14 protein-coding genes and 1 pseudogene are annotated in these 17,758 nt (G+C 71.0%); 9 read left to right on the top strand and 6 right to left on the bottom strand.

All coding sequences use genetic code 11. The annotated features are described in order from the left end of the window. Positions 1-56: 56 nt before the first annotated feature. On the top strand, positions 57-626 hold the full coding sequence (locus tag BU52_RS16195) for a dienelactone hydrolase family protein (RefSeq protein WP_037934502.1): 570 nt from the start codon (positions 57-59) through the stop codon (positions 624-626). A gap of 111 nt (positions 627-737) precedes the next feature. Here BU52_RS16195 and BU52_RS16190 read toward each other — a convergent pair whose 3' ends face one another. Then, positions 738-1,526, bottom strand: a complete 789-nt coding sequence (locus BU52_RS16190) for an MBL fold metallo-hydrolase (RefSeq protein WP_037934499.1) — start codon at positions 1,524-1,526, stop codon at positions 738-740. A gap of 90 nt (positions 1,527-1,616) precedes the next feature. On the opposite strand from BU52_RS16190, the gene BU52_RS16185 reads away from it, so the two are divergent. Then, positions 1,617-2,225 (top strand): CGNR zinc finger domain-containing protein, encoded by a 609-nt coding sequence (locus BU52_RS16185; protein ID WP_037934496.1) that lies wholly within the window; start codon positions 1,617-1,619, stop codon positions 2,223-2,225. Positions 2,226-2,363: 138 nt separating this feature from the next. Next, positions 2,364-3,029 carry a maleylpyruvate isomerase family mycothiol-dependent enzyme gene (locus BU52_RS16180; protein ID WP_037934494.1) on the top strand — a complete coding sequence of 222 codons (666 nt, stop codon included), beginning with the start codon at positions 2,364-2,366 and terminating at the stop codon, positions 3,027-3,029. Between the two features lie 28 nt (positions 3,030-3,057). On the opposite strand, the gene BU52_RS16175 is transcribed toward BU52_RS16180, so the two are convergent. Both BU52_RS16175 and BU52_RS16170 read right to left on the bottom strand, forming a co-directional pair. Further along, entirely contained in the window at positions 3,058-3,543 is a 486-nt protein-coding gene (locus tag BU52_RS16175) for a GNAT family N-acetyltransferase (RefSeq protein ID WP_037934492.1), read from the bottom strand. Between the two features lie 165 nt (positions 3,544-3,708). Continuing rightward, complete coding sequence (locus BU52_RS16170; protein WP_037934490.1) at positions 3,709-5,457, bottom strand: lysyl oxidase family protein; 1,749 nt, start codon at positions 5,455-5,457, stop codon at positions 3,709-3,711. A gap of 487 nt (positions 5,458-5,944) precedes the next feature. On the opposite strand from BU52_RS16170, the gene BU52_RS16165 reads away from it, so the two are divergent. From BU52_RS16165 to BU52_RS16150, 4 genes are all read left to right on the top strand, one after another. Further along, positions 5,945-6,970: a UDP-glucuronic acid decarboxylase family protein gene (locus BU52_RS16165; protein ID WP_078903276.1), complete on the top strand. Its 1,026-nt coding sequence runs from the start codon at positions 5,945-5,947 to the stop codon at positions 6,968-6,970. Then, positions 6,967-8,838, top strand: coding sequence for a glycosyltransferase (locus BU52_RS16160; protein WP_037934488.1), 1,872 nt, complete (start codon positions 6,967-6,969; stop codon positions 8,836-8,838). The genes BU52_RS16165 and BU52_RS16160 overlap by 4 nt, the downstream gene beginning before the upstream one ends. Before the next feature lie 80 nt (positions 8,839-8,918). After that, positions 8,919-9,941, top strand: a complete 1,023-nt coding sequence (gene galE, locus BU52_RS16155) for a UDP-glucose 4-epimerase GalE (RefSeq protein ID WP_037934487.1) — start codon at positions 8,919-8,921, stop codon at positions 9,939-9,941. Between the two features lie 38 nt (positions 9,942-9,979). Beyond that, a complete protein-coding gene (locus BU52_RS16150) occupies positions 9,980-11,407 on the top strand; it encodes a UDP-glucose dehydrogenase family protein (protein ID WP_037934484.1) in 1,428 nt (475 codons plus the stop codon). Here BU52_RS16150 and BU52_RS16145 read toward each other — a convergent pair. The 3 genes from BU52_RS16145 to BU52_RS16135 form a co-directional block, all read right to left on the bottom strand. Further along, positions 11,341-13,029 (bottom strand): right-handed parallel beta-helix repeat-containing protein, encoded by a 1,689-nt coding sequence (locus tag BU52_RS16145; RefSeq protein WP_235216352.1) that lies wholly within the window; start codon positions 13,027-13,029, stop codon positions 11,341-11,343. The genes BU52_RS16150 and BU52_RS16145 overlap by 67 nt on opposite strands. Before the next feature lie 266 nt (positions 13,030-13,295). Continuing rightward, entirely contained in the window at positions 13,296-14,564 is a 1,269-nt protein-coding gene (locus tag BU52_RS16140) for an MFS transporter (protein ID WP_037934481.1), read from the bottom strand. Positions 14,565-14,671: 107 nt separating this feature from the next. Beyond that, positions 14,672-15,346, bottom strand: coding sequence for an ArsR/SmtB family transcription factor (locus BU52_RS16135; protein ID WP_037934478.1), 675 nt, complete (start codon positions 15,344-15,346; stop codon positions 14,672-14,674). A 95-nt stretch (positions 15,347-15,441) separates the two neighbouring features. On the opposite strand from BU52_RS16135, the gene BU52_RS16130 reads away from it, so the two are divergent. Both BU52_RS16130 and BU52_RS37150 read left to right on the top strand, forming a co-directional pair. Next, positions 15,442-16,737 (top strand): MFS transporter, encoded by a 1,296-nt coding sequence (locus BU52_RS16130; RefSeq protein ID WP_051858290.1) that lies wholly within the window; start codon positions 15,442-15,444, stop codon positions 16,735-16,737. Between the two features lie 7 nt (positions 16,738-16,744). Next, a pseudogene (locus BU52_RS37150) lies at positions 16,745-17,671 on the top strand (ADP-ribosylglycohydrolase family protein); the annotation flags it as partial. Positions 17,672-17,758: the final 87 nt, after the last annotated feature.

Below are 17,758 nucleotides of genomic sequence, written 5' to 3'. Positions count from 1 at the left end.
TCTCCGATTATTCTAAAGTTTTGGATCATTCGCCACCTCACGCAAAGGGCTGGGCCATGACAGAGGTCGTACTGTTCCATCACTCGCAGGGGCTGACCCCCGGAGTCACCGCTTTCGCCAACGAGCTTCGCGCGGCGGGCCACACCGTTCACACACCGGACCTGTTCGACGGGCGTACGTTCGGCTCCCTCGAGGAGGGACAGGGCTACGTGGAGCGGGTGGGGTTCGGCGAGATCACCGAGCGCGGCGTCCGCGCGGCCGAACCGTTGCCGCGGGACAGTGTCTACGTCGGCTTCTCGCTCGGTGTGCTGCCGGCCCAGAAGCTGGCACAGACGCGGGCGGGCGCGCGGGGCGCGCTCCTTCTCCACGCCTGCGTCCCGGTGTCCGAGTTCGGTACGGCGTGGCCCGACCGGGTGCCGGTGCAGGTGCATGCGAAGGAAGGTGATCCGTTCTTCGTCGAGGACATCGACGCTGCCCGCTCGCTCGTCTCCGACCGCGCTGACGCGGAGTTGTTCCTGTACCCCGGAGACCAGCACCTCTTCGCGGACGATTCGCTGCCGTCCTACGACCCGGACGCCGCCAAGCTCCTGACCCGGCGGGCGATCGAGTTCCTGGGCTCGCGCTAGGTGTCCGGCAGGTCATGTGATGAGCCAGGGGCGGAGGGCCGCGACGGCACAGTGCCGCAGACCTACGCCCTCGTGTCGCAGCGCGTGACCATGGTCCGGATCCAGCCGGAATCAGGCGCGCCGCATCCAGTCGCGGTCCAGGCGGTCGGCCAGACCGGCGGCGTCGAAGGCGGCTTCCAGTACGTCGCGGCCCTCGGTGAAGTGGGCCCAGCTGTCGTGGTGGACGGGAACGACCCGGCGGGCGCCGAGGATTCCGGCGGCCTCGGCGGCCTGGGCGCTGTCCAGGACCAGCGGTGCGCCGTCGAAGAGGACGGGGAATCGGGGGGCTCCGGCGAAGAGGACAGCGGTGTCCACCGGGGCGAAACGCTCGGCGATCTCCCTGACCGCGTCGAGCGAGGCGTTGTCGCCGCTGACGTAGACGACGGGCAGATCATGGCCGGTGAGGACGAAGCCGACGACCTGACCGGTGTACGGCTCCACCTTCTCACGCGGGCCGGGGCCATGGACCGCGGGAACGCCTGTGACGGTGACCGTGCCGCCGCCGGGGCGGTCCAGCACCACCGGTTCCCAGTCGGCCAGCCCCTTGGTCCTGCCCCCCAGGCGCTGTGCGCCGCCGGGAGTGGTGAGGGTGAGCGGGACGTCGGCGAGCAGGGCCCGGCCGGAGGTGTCGAGGTTGTCGGCGTGCTCGTCGTGCGAGAGCAGGACCACGTCAAGGGGGCCGAGGTCGGCGGGGGCGGCGGCGGAGGGGGCGGTCTTGGTCAGGGTCGGGCCGGGCGAGGGGTGGTCGCCGGGCCCGTCGAAGGTCGGATCGGTCAGGAAACGCAGGCCGCCGTATTCGATGACAGCGGTCGGACCACCGAAGGTGCGAACCGTGACCTGCTCACTGTCCTGCTGGGACATGCGCCCTCTTTCCTCACGGATTGATTCGAGGTTTTCCGTGAGGAAGAGTAGGCGGGCGTCACGGAAAAACACAAGCGATACCATGAGGTCATGGAAGAGACCGTGGCTGCCGATGCCGCAGCTGCCGCCCTCCCCCCGGCCCCGGGGGCCGACCGGCACGCCTCCTTGGACTTCGCCGACACCGCCGTGACCCTGCCCGCCGGCCAGAGCTACGACCTGCTCTCCGCCCCGGACTCCGCCATGCGCTGGCTCACAGCCCACGGCCTGATCACCCCGGGCGTGCGGCTGTACGAGGTGTGCGCGCAGCGGACGCGCACGATGCGCGGCCATGTACGGGCCCTCTTCGCCGCCCGCGTCGACGGGACCGCCCCGCCCGAGGAATCCCTGCGGGCCGTCAACGAGGCACTGACCGCGGCGCCCACCGCACCCCTGCTCGCCTGGGACGCAACCCAGGGACCGCGCCGCGTCCAGTCGCACCCCACCGACCAGGCCGTCAACCACGCACTCGCGAACCTCGCCGCCGACGCCGCGGACTTGCTCACCGGCCCCGACGCCGACCTCCTCGCCGCCTGCGGATCCGCGCCCTGCGACCGCTTCCTGCTTCGCACCCACGGCCGGCGCCACTGGTGCTCCACCCGCTGCGGTGACCGCGCCCGCGCCGCCCGCGCCTACGCACGACGCAACAACACTCCCACGTGACGGGGCGCCGGAAGAGGATCGCTCACCGGCGATGAGATTCCTCCGGTCCAGGAGTCTCCTTGGGGAACACCTCGCCCGACGCCCACTGTTCGGGGCGGGGTCCCGCAGATCACGATCCTTGACTGGAGTCCGGCCCGCATGACTGATCCGGCACGTACGGCAGACCGCAATCGCGAGACCGAAGTATGGTCCTTGATCCACACCGAGCGAGGGGCGCTGGCGGCCGATCTCGCAGATCTGACCGACGAGCAGTGGGCGACGCCCTCGCTCTGCGTCGGTTTGACGGTGCGTCACGTACTGGCGCACCTGACGGCGGGCGCGAGCCTCAACGCCGTCAGCTGGCTGGCGGGGGTGATCCGCTGCCGGTTCGACTTCGACAGGCAAGTGGCCATGCGGCTGGCCGAGCAGCTCGGCGCCACACCGGCCGAGACCCTGGACCGTTTCCGGCGCATCGTCCCGAGCAGGACCAAGCCCCCTCTGCCGGCCATCGCCATGCTGGGCGAGGCGATCGTGCACGCGGAAGACATCCGGCGCCCGCTGGGCCTCCGCCACGCGTACCCGATCGATGTCGTCACCAAGACGGCCGAGTACTACCGGGGTTCAGACCTCGTGGTCGTCGCCAAGGGACGCATCGGCGGCCTCAGACTCGTAGCGGAGGACGGCCCGTTCACCACCGGTTCCGGGCCGCTCGTGTCCGGCCGCACCTTGTCCCTGGTCATGGCTATGACTGGGCGCGCGACGTATTGCGACGATCTGGAAGGCGACGGTGTGGAACTCCTCCGCAGTCGCTGCGGAACAGCGTGACACGACGGCCGGCCGCTCCGACGCGTCATCACTCCGGCTGCCCCTGGGTTGCGGCCGGTCCGCGCACACCGTCAAGGCGGAGGTCGATCCAGGGCACGGTGTCGCCCTCGCGCAACAGGTAACGCTCCACTTCGACGAAGCCGTGCCGAAAAGCGAAGCGGAGGCCGTCCGGGTTGGAGGCCAGCACCACGGTCTCGATCACCTGGGCGTCCAGCGCGTGCGCCTGTGCCATGGCGCGCTCGTAGAGCCGGGTGCCGAGGCCGCGGCGGCGGAACCCGGGCAGGACGCGGACGATGACGGCGGCGGTCGCGCCGTTGTCCTCGGTGGGCGGGCGCACCGTGGTACAGCCGATCAGGACGTCGTCCAGGTAGGCGACCTCCATACGGTTGCGGCCCACGCGCGCACGGACGTCGTCGAGCGACAGCACATCGCCAGGGATGATCACGTTGTGGACGTGCTGCCAGTCGTGAATCGAGGCCTCGTCGTCCACCGCTTGGATCTGTAGGTGGGTCACCGGCTCAGGAAACAGGTGCTCGCCACAACCCGTCAACCACTGTTGCCGTGGGCAGAAGCGCGGTACCGCGGGCACGATGACGGCGGTCTTCCCCGCGGCGCGCCGACGGACGTGCCGCCGCCGTGAGCCCGGCGGCGGCACTCCTGAGCTGTTGCCTCCGCGGGGTCAGCCCGCGTTGACCAACTCGTGCGGCGGCACGGTCACCGTTCGCTTGCCCGGCTCGCCGCCGAGAACGATCTTCCGCAGGGCACTGTTGTTGCCGAGGTCGGTCTCCTTCAGCCGCTTCTCCGGATTGGCCAGGACCTGGATGTAGTACGTGCCGTTGGGCACATCGGTGATGTCGAAGGACTGGCCCGGCAGGTCCTGGGTGTAGGTGTCACCGGAGCCGACGTCCAGCACCTCGCGGACGGAGATCGAGTTCTCCTCACCACAGGCTGTGGCCAGATCCGTGTTGTACGGGTGCCAGTTGGCGTTCTTCACCGTGTAGTCGATCGCGTCGGTGTTGGCCAGGCAGAAGGCCTCCTTGCCGCTGCGCACGGCCTCCTTCTTGTCCGCCTTCAGCAGCCGGTAGCTGGCGAAGTCGGTGAAGTGCCAGTGCATGTGCCCCGGACGCGGGTCCCACTCCATGGTGCCGGTCGGGGTGTACCCGACCTGCTTGCCCTTGGCATCGTAGAAGTACTGGTACGCATCCATCGTGGCCTTGCCGGGCGAGCGGAACCCGTCGACCACGAGCTGCGCCGGGCCGGCGTTCCACACGTTGGCGCTGAACGCCAAATAATCCTTGCCCGGGATGTCCTTGTCGCCGTCGCTGACGACGATGCCGTAGGCCGGCAGAGAGCGCAGGTCCGGCTTGGGGACGTCAGGGACGGCGGGCTTGCCGGCGGGTCGCTTCGCCAGTGGCGTGAGGGCGGGCGCCTGGCGCGACCCGTCGGTCTGGCCGCCGGTGTCACCGACCTGTGGGGAGAGCGCGGCCTGCTGCTTCCTCTTCAGCGCCCACGGCAGGGCCGGCGGCGCGGCGGTCAGCGGACCGTGGCCCACGTTGTACGAGGGCCCCGCTCCGCTCGTCGCCGGCGCGGCGGCCTGAGCCGGAGCCGGGGCGTGACCCGGCCCGTGCCCCGTGTGGGCGCCCGGCGCCCGGTGACCGGCATGGTGCCCGGCGTACTCGCCGGCCTTCGCGGACCGGGGCACTGCCTCGGCGGTGCCCTCTTCCTCCTCGAAGCTCCGTTCCACCACGGTCACCTTCACCGTGGTCGCCTTGTCGGCGATGCCGAACAGGTCGCGGTACTTCTTGCTCACACCGACTTCGGCCGTGTACGTACCGGCCGGCAGCTCGACCGGCTCGGTGTAGGAGCCCGCGTAGGTGTTCGCCGCCCAGCCCTTTTCGACACCCCAGACGGAGCCGAGGGTGAAGGGGTTGGTGGGGCAGCTCTCCGGATACCTGGAGGTGGCGGGGGCGTCGGGCCGCACTCGGCCGCTGGCGTTGTTCGGGCAGAAGTCCTCGGTGCGGCGGAGAACCTTCTTGCCGGCCTTGTCGGTGAGAGTGATCTCGACGAAGCCGGGCAGCCCGGAGAAGTCCTTCACGGTTCCCACGGGCAACTTCCTGACCTTGGCCTTGCCGCCCTCGTACACGGTCTGGGTGACGGTCACCGGGTCCTTGTAGGACTTCCGGGTCACCTTGAGCTCCAGCGGCATCCCCTCGGCGGTGAGGTACGTACCGATGTCCAAGTACACACCCGGATCCTCCTTCCAGGAGGTGAGCGTCACCGAAGAGGTCGCCGCGACAAGGCTCAGCTCGGGGCCCGCCTCCGCCTTCACCCGCTCCGGCGCAGCGGCCGCGATGCCGGCCGTCACGGCGACGGCCACGGCACCGGCTGACAGCGGACGCCACAGCCGGGCGGTGCGCGTTCTGGTCATCGTTCCCTCGTCTTCCGTTGCTGTGAGCAGGAGCAGCCGGCGCGACTCGGTCGGGATGTTCGTCGAGCCGGCACGCTGAGAGCTCTTGCTGTGCCCCCGCAGTGAGAGGAACGGGCCGGCCGTCCGGTTGTCCGGGAGAGGCGAACCGGTGGAGTGTTGGCCGAATGCCGTCGTGGTGGACGAGATCCGGCCGCGGCACCGGAACCGGCCGCCCGCCCCGGACGGCCTTCACACTCAGGGATGAAACCTCTCGGGCGCACGCCCGGCCGGGGCCAACGCGGCGGCGGTGAACGCGGCGCGGCTTCCCCCGTTCGCGGTACCGGCCGGTCGGCGCAGTGGGACGCACCTTTCCACAGGAAATCCGACGAATGATTATACGGTCTATTCGCGACTCCCACGCGAGCCGTCTCCTGCCCCGGTAAACGGCCCCTTTCCCTTCCCGTGTCGGGCGGAGTGATGGAACTCATCGGTCGATCGAGGAGCATTCATGCGTGTGGCTGTTACGGGTGGCGGCGGTTTCCTGGGATCGCATCTCTGCGAAGCGCTCCTCCGGCGTGGTGACAAGGTCGTGTGTCTCGATGACTTCTCCACCGGAGATCCGGCGAACGTCGCCGCGTTCCTCTCCGATCCCGCCTTCGAACTCGTCCGTTGCGACGTCAGCCGGTCGACCGACGTCCGGGGAGCCGTGGACGCGGTCGCGCATCTGGCCAGTCCCGCCTCGCCGCCCGACTACCTGAGACGTCCGCTGGAGACGCTCGCCGTGGGCAGCCGAGGTACGGAGAACGCGCTCCGTCTCGCCTCGCAGCACGGTGCCCGCTTCGTCCTCGCCTCCACGAGCGAGGTCTACGGAGACCCCGAGGTGCATCCTCAGGACGAGACGTACTGGGGACATGTGAATCCCGTCGGCCCGCGCAGTGTCTACGACGAGGCGAAGCGGTTCGCCGAGGCGCTGACACAGGCCCACCGGTCGTACCACGGCACGAACACGGGGATCATCCGGATCTTCAACACCTACGGCCCGCGCATGCGTCCGCACGACGGCCGGGTCGTCTCCAGTTTCATCGTCCAGGCCCTCGGGGGAGATCCGCTGACCGTCTACGGCGACGGAAAGCAGACACGCAGTTTCTGTTATGTCGACGACCTGGTACGTGGAATTCTCGCCATGCTCGACCACGACGAGCCCGGCCCGGTGAATCTCGGGAATCCCGTCGAGCTGACGGTTCTGCAACTCGCGGAACTGGTCCTCGGCCTGACGGAGTCGACAGCCGGCATCCAGTTCCATCCGCTGCCCGTCGACGACCCGACCCGTCGCCGGCCGCAGATCATCCGGGCATGGGAGCGTCTGGGCTGGTGCCCGGAAGTGGGCATCGAGGACGGTCTGCTGCGGACGGTGCGGTGGTTCGCGGCCCGGCCCGGCAATGTCGCCGCCGCACTGGAGGCGATCCGCGGCGGTCAGCAGGACGGTGTCGCCGCCGAGTCCCGCGCGGCCGGCGCGACCGCCACCGCGTCGTGACGCAGAACGACCCCGGCCCCGCGGTCGGCACCGTCCTCGACGAGAGTCCGTACGAAGCGGAAACGGCCGACGAGACGCTGAAGACCCACCTGATGACCCTGTCGGCGGGCAATGTCGTCGGCATGCCGGCCGACGGACCGGTCTTCGGCAGGCCGCGCCCCGCGCGCACCCTGGGGTCAGGGCTGTGGGTTCCCCGGCTGCGCCCGCCGGACCGGGCGAAGACGGGCCTGCTGGCGCTGTGCTGGCTGGTCGCCCTGATCTGCTTCTGGGAGTGGTGGCTGCGCCCGGAGCACCGGGTCGGCTGGGCCGGGTTCGCCGTGAACAGCGCACTCCTGCTGTACCTGTCGCTGCTACCGCTGTACTTCGTCGCGGTGGTGATGCGGCTGCGCTCCGTCGATCCCGCCGTCCAGGTGCCCCGGCTGCGGACCGCCTTCGTGGTGACCCGGGCGCCGTCGGAGCCCTGGGCTGTCGCCCGCACCACCCTGCGCGCCATGCTGAGCCAGGACTTCCCACATCCTTACGACGTCTGGCTGTGCGACGAGGACCCGGACGAGGAGATCCTGCACTGGTGCGCCGCCCACGGGGTGCGTGTGTCCTGCAGGCGCGGTGTCACGTCGTACCACCGGGACACATGGCCCCGGCGCACCCGGTGCAAGGAGGGCAACCTCGCCCACTTCTACGACCACTGGGGATACCGGGACTATGACGTGGTGGCCCAACTCGACGTCGACCACGTGCCGGGCCCCGGCTATCTGAGGGAAGTGGTCCGGCCGTTCGCCGATCCGGCGGTGGGTTACGTGGCCGCCCCCAGCGTGTGCGACGCCAACACCCGTACATCCTGGTCGGCCCGGGGAAGGCTGCACCGCGAGGCCACCTTCCACGGACCGATGCAACTCGGTCACACCGACGGCCTGGCACCTCTGTGCATCGGTTCGCACTACGCCGTCCGGACCCGGGCCCTGCGCGACATCGGAGGTCTGGGACCCGAGCTGGCCGAGGACTTCTCGACCAGCTTCCTGCTCAACTCGGCCGGCTGGCACGGTGCCTTCGCCATCGACGCCGAGGCGCACGGCGACGGTCCCCTCACCTTCGCAGCCATGGTGACGCAGGAGTTCCAGTGGTCGCGGAGCCTGATGGTGATGCTGCTGGGCATGCTCCCGAAGCACCTGCGGCGCATGCCCGGCCTGCTCAGGATCCGGTTCGGGTTCGCCCTCTCGTACTATCCGCTCCTGGCCCTCACCACCACCAGCGGTCTGCTGCTGCCGCCGGTCGCCGCCGTCACCGGCATCCCGTGGATCAACGTCCACTACGGCGCCTTCCTCCTGCACTTCTGGGCCATGTCGTTCTTCCTGGTCCTGCTCACCCTGCTGCTGCGCCGGCGCGGACTGCTGCGGCCCGTCGACGCGCCGCTGCTGAGCTGGGAGGGCTGGCTGTTCGGTCTGACGCGCTGGCCGTACGTGGCGTGGGGGGTGGCGGCGGCCCTGGTGCAGCGAGTGCGGCCGAAGGCGGTCGTCTTCAAGGTGACGCCCAAGGCCCGCGACGGGTGGGAGCCGCTGCCGCTGCGCCTGGTCCTCCCCTACCTCCTGATCACCGTCGGGCTGTCCGGCGCGGCGCTCGCCGGGGAGCCGTCCGGCCCCGCGACCGGTTATGTGTTCCTCTGCCTCCTCGGGGCCGTGGCCTACGGCACGGTGACGCTTGCGGTCAGTGCCCTGCACGTCCGCGAGGCCGCGCGATCCGCCGCAGTCCCCGTGCACCGGGCACTGCACACCGCCGCCCTGCCGCTGGCGACGGGGCTCGTCGCGCTCGTGCCGCTGGGCTGGGCGCTGCTGCTGTTCCTCCCCCATCTGGGCGGGTTCCTCGCCGGCTGAGGTCCGCCGTCCGCAACCCGCCCGGTGCCCGGACCGTCCCGTCCGGACGTCCCCCTCTCCCGACGAAACGAGGTACCTCCATGCCCAAGACCGTCCTGGTGACCGGTGGCGCAGGTTTCATCGGCAGCCACACCTGCGTCGAACTGCTCGCCCACGGTCACGAAGTCGTCGTCGTCGACAACCACGTCAACAGCTCCCCCCAGGCACTGGACCGCATCGCCAAGACCGCAGGACGGCCTCTCGCCGCCGCACACCGCGTCGACGTCCGTGACCGGCGGGCGCTGTCGGAGGTGTTCGCCTCCCATCCGGTGGACGCCGTCATCCACTTCGCCGGTCACAAGGCGGTCGGGGAGTCGGTGTCGCTGCCGGTCGAGTACTACGACACCAACGTGGGCGGAACCTGCACGCTGCTGTCGGTCATGCGCGAGCACGGCGTGCACCGGCTGGTGTTCTCCTCGTCGTGCTCCGTCTACGGCGACGCGAGGTCGGTGCCGCTGACCGAGCGGAGTCCCGTCGCGCCCACGAATCCCTACGCGCGCACCAAGTTGACGTGCGAGCGGATCCTCGAGGACGTGTGCGCCCACCTCGGGGAGATGAAGGTGCTCGCGCTCCGCTACTTCAACCCCGTCGGCGCCCACCCGAGCGGCCTGATCGGTGAGGACCCGCGGGGCGTCCCCAACAATCTCATGCCGTACATCGCGCAGGTCGCCGTGGGCCGCCGGGAAAGGCTGACCGTCTTCGGCGCCGACTACCCCACGTCCGACGGCACCGGGGTGCGGGACTACATCCACGTCATGGACGTCGCCGAGGGACACCGAGTGGCCGTCGAGCACCTGGACGACGGCACCGGAATGCGGGTGTTCAACCTCGGCACCGGCACCGGCACCTCCGTGCTCCAGCTGGTCGCCGCCTTCGAGGAGGCGAGCGGACGCCCGGTGCCGCACAGGATCGCCGAACGCAGGGCCGGCGACGTCGCCACGCTCGTCGCCGACCCGAGCGCGGTGGTCCGTGCCTGGGGCTGGACCACCACGCGTGACCTCACCGCCATGTGCCGTGACGCCTGGCGGTTCCAGGAGCTGAACCCCGACGGGTACCCCCGCTGACCTCGTCGCGTCAGCGGCCCAAGAACAGGAGATTCTCCATGCGGTTGACCGTCATCGGTACGGGATACCTCGGAGCCGTGCACGCCGCGTGCATGGCCGACATCGGACACGACGTCCTCGGAGTGGACACCGACGCGGGGAAGGTCGAGGAACTCGCCGCCGGCCGGGCACCGTTCCACGAACCCGGTCTGCCGGAGATCCTCACCAGGAACACACGGGCCGGCCGGCTGCGCTTCACCACCTCCCTCGCCGAGGCCGCCGACTTCGCCGACCTGCACTTCGTATGTGTCGGTACACCGCAACGCCCCGACTCCCTCGCCGCCGATCTGCGTCATGTCGAGGCGGTCGTCGACGGCCTTGCGCCGCTCCTCACCCGTGACAGCCTGGTCGTCGGCAAGTCGACCGTGCCGGTGGGCACCACCCGGTCGCTGAGCCGGCGGATCGCGGCGGGGCTCCGCCCGGGAGTCGAGGCCCGGATCGCCTGGAACCCGGAGTTCCTGCGCGAGGGATTCGCGGTCCAGGACACCCTGCGTCCCGACCGCCTGGTGGTGGGGGCCACCGAGCCCGGCACGGATCAGCTGTTGCGTCAGGTCTACGAGCCGATGCTGCGGGCCGGTGTCCCCTACATCGGCACCGATCCGGCCACCGCCGAACTCGTGAAGGTCGCCGCCAACTCCTTCCTTGCGACGAAGATCTCGTTCATCAACGCCATGGCGGAGATCTGTGACGCCACGGGCGCCGACGTGGCGACGCTCGCCGACGCCCTCGGCCACGATGCGCGCATCGGACGCCGGTTCCTGTCCGCCGGTCTCGGATTCGGCGGTGGCTGCCTCCCCAAGGACATCCGCGCCTTCCTCGCCCGGGCAGAGGAACTGCAGGTCGGTGAGGCGGTGTCGTTCCTGCGTGACGTCGACCGGATCAACCGGCGGCAGCGACGGCGCACGGTCGACCTCGCCCGCCGTCTCCTGGGCGACACGTTCGCAGGCAAGCGTGTCGCGGTGCTCGGAGCCACCTTCAAACCGGACAGCGACGACGTACGGGACTCACCCGCGCTGGACGTGGCGGCGGAGATCGCCGCCACGGGCGCCGACGTCCACGTGCACGATCCCGAAGGGATCGACAACGCACGGCTCGCGCTGCCCGGTCCGTCGTACCACACGGACGTCATGGACGCGTGCCGGGACGCGGACCTGGTGCTGCACCTGACCGAGTGGCGGCAGTACCGGGCGATCGACCCGGTGAAGCTGTCGGAGATCGTCCGGGTCCCGACCGTGCTCGACGCGCGCAACGCCCTGGACAGGGAGGTCTGGCACGCGGCCGGCTGGCACGTCCGCGCCCTGGGGCGGCCCCACCCCACGCCACAGCCGGAGCGGCCCGACGGCCTGCGGGTGACGATTCCTCACGCCTCCGGTCCGGCCTGCGCGGCCCCCACTCCGGGGGATCCGGTCAGCGGCGTTCCGAAGTAGTCGACGGGCCCCGGGTCGATGCCGACCGCCCGCAGGTCCACGGCCGCGGCGGTCAGCGCGTGGGCGCACCGGGAGACCAGTGCGCCCCCCTCCGGGCCGTCGGTGCGGAGGCCGGGGCGGTCCGCGGGCAGCGCGGCGTCGACGAGGCAGGGATCGGCGTCGGTTCCGGTCGCCCGCGGGCCCTGCGTCTCCTGACCCGTCCCGGCGCGCCATGCGGCCAGATCCGCGTACCCGCGCTCGCCCCACCACAGGGTCCAGCCCCGTGGGCTGTGGTAGTCGTTGCCCTGCATCAGCACCTCCGCCGTCTCGAAGGCCTTCTGGGCCACCACCACGGGGGCGCCGTCGGTGGCGAACACGTTGTTGCGCACGGACACCGCCCCGAGGCTGGGCCGGAGCCGCAGCGCGGGGGCCCGGACGGCACCGTTCGCCGTGACCAGCACGGTGTTCTGGTAGAGGGCGACGTTCCCGACGTGCGATCCGAAGACGACGATGCCGCCGTAGTCCTGGAGCTTGCGGCAGTCGTCGCGGCTGATGTTGTACCGGATCGCGTTGTCCGTGTGCGCCGTGTTCGGAGCGGCGGAGTACATCTGGAAACCCGGGCCGTCGTTGCCGTAGGACAGGTTGTACTGCACGAGCGAGTAGGAGACGTTGTTGTCCAGGCCGAAGCCGCCGCCGTCCACCCACGACCCGGTGCGGTTGCCGTGAGCGACGTTCCGCTGGATGACCATCCGCGTCGAGTCGTACGTCCAGATGCCGACGGGGCCTTCGTCGGCGATCGCCGAGGACGACCGACCGTTGTCATGGGCGACCGACTCCTCGACGACACCGTCGCGGACGCTGCCGAGGACGATCCCGTTGCCGGTGTTTCTGTGGTGCGCCCGGGGGTCGCCCCGGTTCGCGAACGCCACCACCCGGGACACGGTGACCTGTTCGTGCGCGTACGCCGGCGCGTCGGCGTCGAAGGCGGGCCCGTCCGTCACGAGACCCGCGTCCCGGTTGTCGTGCACCGCACAGTCGTGGATCACCACGTCCCGGAAGCCGGAGGCCCCGGCGCCGCCGTGCAGCCGGATGCCGTTGCGGAAGCCCGACACGTCGACGCCGGTGACACGGAGGTGGGGGAGCTTGCGGTCACCGGGCAGATCGCTGACGAACGCGATGCCGTCGTTCGACCCGTAGGACGCGGCGTCCCCGGTGACGATCAGGTTGCGGATCACGACGCCGCTCGTGTTGTGCACCTCGATACCGCGCGAGCCGGCGGACATGATCACCGCGCGGCCGCCTCCGTAGGAGTCGAGCACGACGGGCCTGCCTGCACTCCCGCCCTCCCCCCGGCCGATGCTCAGGGAGCCGGGGAAACGCGCCCCGCCCTCCAGTAGCAACCGGTCACCCGGCTGCAACCGCTCGGCGTCGGCGCGACGCAGCGTGCGCCAAGGAGTCTCGGGGGTGCGGCCGTCGGCGTGGTCGTCGCCCTGGGGACTGACGTGGAACGTGCGCCCGCCCCGCAGGTCCTCCGGCACGGGAACGGGCCGACCGGCGGCGCCGTATCCGGCCAGCAGCGAGGCCGCCAGGCACAGGCTCACCGCCACGTGGCCCGGCCGGATGCCTGCGGCTGCCCGGATCACGTCCCCACCGGCTCTGCTGCAAGCGTCCCACCAGCGCAACGCCGCTCCCCCCTCTTCGACGACCGGACCGGCTGAAGTCCATGGACACCACGGCCCCACCGTGACACACGGAAACGGGACCGGCGAGCCAGCACGCGGCGGCCGGTCAGGGGCATGCCCGATCGGCCGCCTGGGACCGGGCGCGGCCCCGGCCGGTCGCGCCGTCGGCTCGCGCTCCCTCCGGGGATGCGGGGCCGGTCGCTGCTACAGGGTGGACGTTTCGTGGTTCATCGGCGGTAGGCGGTGGCGGCGACGGCGGGCAGCAGGGCGAGGGAGAGGACGCCGCCGGCGAGGGCGAGGGCGGGGTAGCTCGTGGCGGCGACCATGATGCCGGAGGCCATGCCGCCGGTGGCGCCGGCGAGGGCGATGGAGACGTCGATCAGGCCCTGGGTCTTGGCTCGGGTGGCCAACGGCACGGTGTCCGTGATGATCGCGGTACCGGACACGAGGCCGAAGTTCCAGCCCAGCCCCAGCAGGGCCAGTGCGAGAGCGAGCAGGGCGACGGAGTCGCCGGGCGCGGAGGCGGCGAGGATGCCGGAGGCCAGGAGGGTGATACCGGAGGCGGCTGCGATCTTCATCCGGCCGTAGCGGTCGGCGAGCCAGCCGGTGAGCGGCGAGGGCAGGTACATGGCACCGATGTGGACGGCGATGACGAGCCCGGAGGCGGCGGTGCCGTGACCGTGGTCGTGCATGTGGACCGGCGTCATCGTCATGATCGCGACCATCACGAGCTGGGTGAGGACCATGACCAGCGCGCCGAGGACGACGCCTCCGCTCCCGTCCCGTGTGTCGGCGCCGTCGGCGGCTGTGGTCGGGCCGGCGGCGGCTCCGGTGTCCTTGCTCTCGGCGAGGGCGCGGGCCAGGAGGAGCGGGTCGGGCCGCATCCGGAGGGCGAGGACGAGTGCGGCCAGGGCGTAGGCGAGGCCGGAGAGGATGAAGGGGCCGGCGAGGTGGGGGACGCCGAGGGTTTCGGCGAAGTCGCCGGTGGGTGCGGCGAGGTTGGGTCCGGCGACGCCACCGAGGGTGGTGGCGACCAGGACGGTGGAGACGGCTCGGGCGCGGTGGCCGTCAGCGGCGAGGTCGGCTCCGGCGTAGCGGGCCTGGAGGTTGGTGGCGGTGCCCGCTCCGTAGACGAACAGGGCGATGAACAGCAGAACCGGGTCGTCCGCGACGGCGGCGGCGATGACGCCGGCCGAGCCGAGCGCCCCGGTGAGGTAGCCAGCCGTGAGGCCGGGGCGACGGCCGCGGGCCTGGGAGATGCGGCCCACGGCGACGGCGGCGAGAGCGGATCCGGCGGTGAACAGGGCGCTGGGCACGCCGGCGAGGCTGGTGGAGCCGAGCATGTCCTGGGCGAGGAGGGCGCCCACGGTGACGCCGGCGGCGAGCCCTGCGCCGCTGAGGACCTGGGAGGCGACCAGAACGCGCAGGATCCGGCGCTGGGCCTGGGCGGGGTCGGGTATGGAGGCCGTCGTGCCGGTGGGCGCGGTGCTGGTCATGTCTCTCTTCCGGAGCGGTGGTGGAAGTGGTGGCGTCGTGGTCCAGGTGGACCGGCCCGTCGCGCAGTCCCGGACGCGGCGGGAGACCGCCGCCCGGGCCCGTCACGTCAGGTCTCCGGGACGTCGACGGGCAGCTCCGACAGGCGCCACTCGAGCATGCCGTCGTCGAGGCGGATCGCGCGGCGGCCGCGGTCGGTCAGCAGCCGCACGGCGTCGTGGGCGAGGACGCAGTACTCGCCGCGGCAGTAGACGACGATCTCCGTGCCCTCGGGCAGCTCGTTGATCCGTTCGGGCAGCTCGTCGACCGGGATGGAGAGGGCGCCGGGGATGTGGCCGGCCCGGTACTCCTCACCCGGTCGTACGTCGAGAACGACGACATCTCCCGCGGCGACACGGACTCGCAGTTCCTCACGGCTGAGCTCGGCGGAGGTGTCCTCACCGAGGTAGGCGTCGCGCGCGGCGGGCACGGCGGCCTGGTGGGCCTCGGCGACCTTGCGCAGCAGCGCGAACAGCTGGGCGACGTCGTCGCCCGCCAGCCGGTAGTGGATGCGTACGCCCTCGCGGCGGGTCGTGACGAACCCGGCCCGCTTGAGTGTCTGAAGATGCGCGGACGCGGTGGTCAGGTTGAGCCCCGCCGCCTTCGCAAGGGCGTCGACGGTGCGCTCGCCCTGAGTCAGCAGATCCAGCAGCTCCAGGCGTTTCCCGCTGGCCAGCGCCTTGCCGCTGGCCGCGAACGCGTCGTACAGCCGGGCCTTCGTCGCGCTCTTCGTGTCCTCCGACATGGCATCCTCCATAAATCCATGGATTAGTGTAGTGGCGTCCGGAGGGTGCGGCGCAGTGACCCCACTCCCCCGTTCCCGAGATCTTGGAGGACGCCGTGGGCCCCGCGGATGATCACCTCGTCACGGCCACCACCTCGTACGACGCCGGCCGGCGGCCCGTACGGCTCGGACTGCGTGAGAACTGGCTGCAGTTCACCCTGCTGGTCATCGTCAACGTCTGCGTCGGCGGCCTGGTCGGCCTGGAACGCACCACCGTTCCGCTGATCGGTTCCGAGACCTTCGGCCTGACCAGCGACCTGGCCGTCTTCTCCTTCATCATCGCCTTCGGCGTCACCAAGGCCCTGACCAACCTCGCCGCCGGAGCGCTCACCGCCCGTTTCCGCCGCAAGCACCTCCTGGTGGCCGGCTGGCTGCTCGGTGTCCCCGTCCCCTTCGCGCTCGCCTGGGCACCCTCCTGGAGCTGGATCGTCGCCGCCAACGTCCTGCTCGGCCTGAACCAGGGCCTGACCTGGTCGATGACCGTCAACATGAAGATCGACCTCGTCGGCCCCTCCAGGCGTGGCCTGGCCACGGGCCTGAACGAGGCCGCCGGGTACACCGCGGTCGGTGTCACCGCCCTGCTCACGGGCTTCCTCGCCACCGGCTACGGCCTGCGGCCCGTTCCCGAGCTCATCGGCGTCGTCTTCGTGGTCGCCGGACTGGCGCTGGCCCTCGTGGTCCGCGACACGGCCGCCCATGTCGCCCTCGAACTCGCCCACCACGCGTCGCCGTTGCCGACCGAGGAGGACACCGGTCCGAGGGCCACCTTCACCCGTACCTCCTGGCACCACCGCTCCCTGCGCGGCGCCAGTCAGGCCGGACTGATCAACAACCTGAATGACGGCCTCACCTGGGGCGTCTTCCCTCTCCTCTTCACCGACCACGGACTCGGCCTGGCCGCCGTCGGCTTGATCAAGGGTCTCTACCCGATCCTGTGGGGGCTGGGGCAGATCCCCACCGGCCACCTCGCCGACCGCATCGGCCGTAAACCTCTCATCGTCCACGGCATGTTCGTCCAGGCCTTCGGCTTCGTCCTCGCCCTCGCCCTCGCCCTGCTGGACCGGCCCCTGCTCGCCGGAATCCTGTCCGCCGTCGCACTCGGCCTGGGCACCGCCATGGTCTACCCGGCCCTCATCGCGTCCGTCTCCGACCACGCCCACCCGGCCTGGCGAGCCAATGCCCTGGGCACGTACCGGTTCTGGCGTGACATCGGCTATGCCGCCGGCGCACTCGTGGCCGGCGTCCTCGCCGACGCGTTCGGCCTGAGCACCACCGTCATCGCGGCCGCCGTCCTCACCTCGGCCTCCGGACTCCTCGCCGCGCGCTGGATCACCGAACAGGCGACGGACTGAGCGGCCCGTGCGAAGGCTCCTCGCAGCCGTCTCGGGCCCCGGGTGTGTTGCGACGCGTTCGCGCAGACGTCGCGCGGGGCGCTCGCGCGGCGGCCTGGCCACCACGCCGCACCTGGCCGTGAGGCGGTCCAGGAGCCCGTGTCCATCGAGACCACGGCCGGCCGGGGGCCGCTCCGCTGCCCGCGGTTCGGGCCTGTCCTGGACGGGGTCCGAGGAAGAACCGCGCTTGCCCGCGGCGGCGCGGGATCCGTCGCGAGCCCCCGACGGGGTGCCACCGACCCGAGCCTCAGCACCTCAGGGCCTCAGGGCCTCAGCAGTCCGCCCACCGACCAGTCTTGCGGCTCTCACCGTCGTTGGCGACGCCGCGACGGCGCAGTGTCCCTTCGACGGTGAAGCCGAGTTTCTCGGCGACGGCACGCGAGCCGGTGTTCCCCACCATGGCCCACCACTCGATGCGGTGGACGTCGAGGGTGTTCCAGCGCGGCGGACTGGACATGCCGGACATCTTCACCCGCTTCCAGCGGTGGGCGGCATCAGAGCCGAAGACATCGGCTCGCAGACCCAAGACGTTCTGACCAACGGCTTGCCGTGGGACCTCGCCGCCGCGTCCCATTTCCAGGTCGGCCGGCGAGCAGCGGGAAACGGTTCCTCGATGCGGGCATCGACCTCCGCGGTCCATGTCGCCCCCGTCGGCCGGGAGGCCACGATGGACGCGGCCCGCCGGATGGCTGCCCTCATGCACGGGGACCGCGCGGCCCGGGAAGGCACGGCGATCTTCCACGAACTCGTCCGTGTCACGTTCGAGGGCGCCGGCCCCCTCGCCGCGCTCGCGGACATCGTCGCTCTCGTCCACCCCGACCACCGCGGCCGCTGTGCCACCGTCCTCGCCCGACTGGCACCCCGGTCGGGCCACCGAGTTCAAAACGGTGCGGTCTGGCCCTGCCTGGGCTCCGCCGTCTGGGCCCTGCGCACCACCACCGGCACCATGCGCGACGGTGATCCGCCGCACCACGCAAACGAC

The organism is Streptomyces toyocaensis, assembly GCF_000725125.1.
Lineage (GTDB): Bacteria > Actinomycetota > Actinomycetes > Streptomycetales > Streptomycetaceae > Streptomyces > Streptomyces toyocaensis.
Note: the sequence above shows the minus strand (reverse complement) of the source record. Positions and strands in the feature narration are given on the sequence as shown.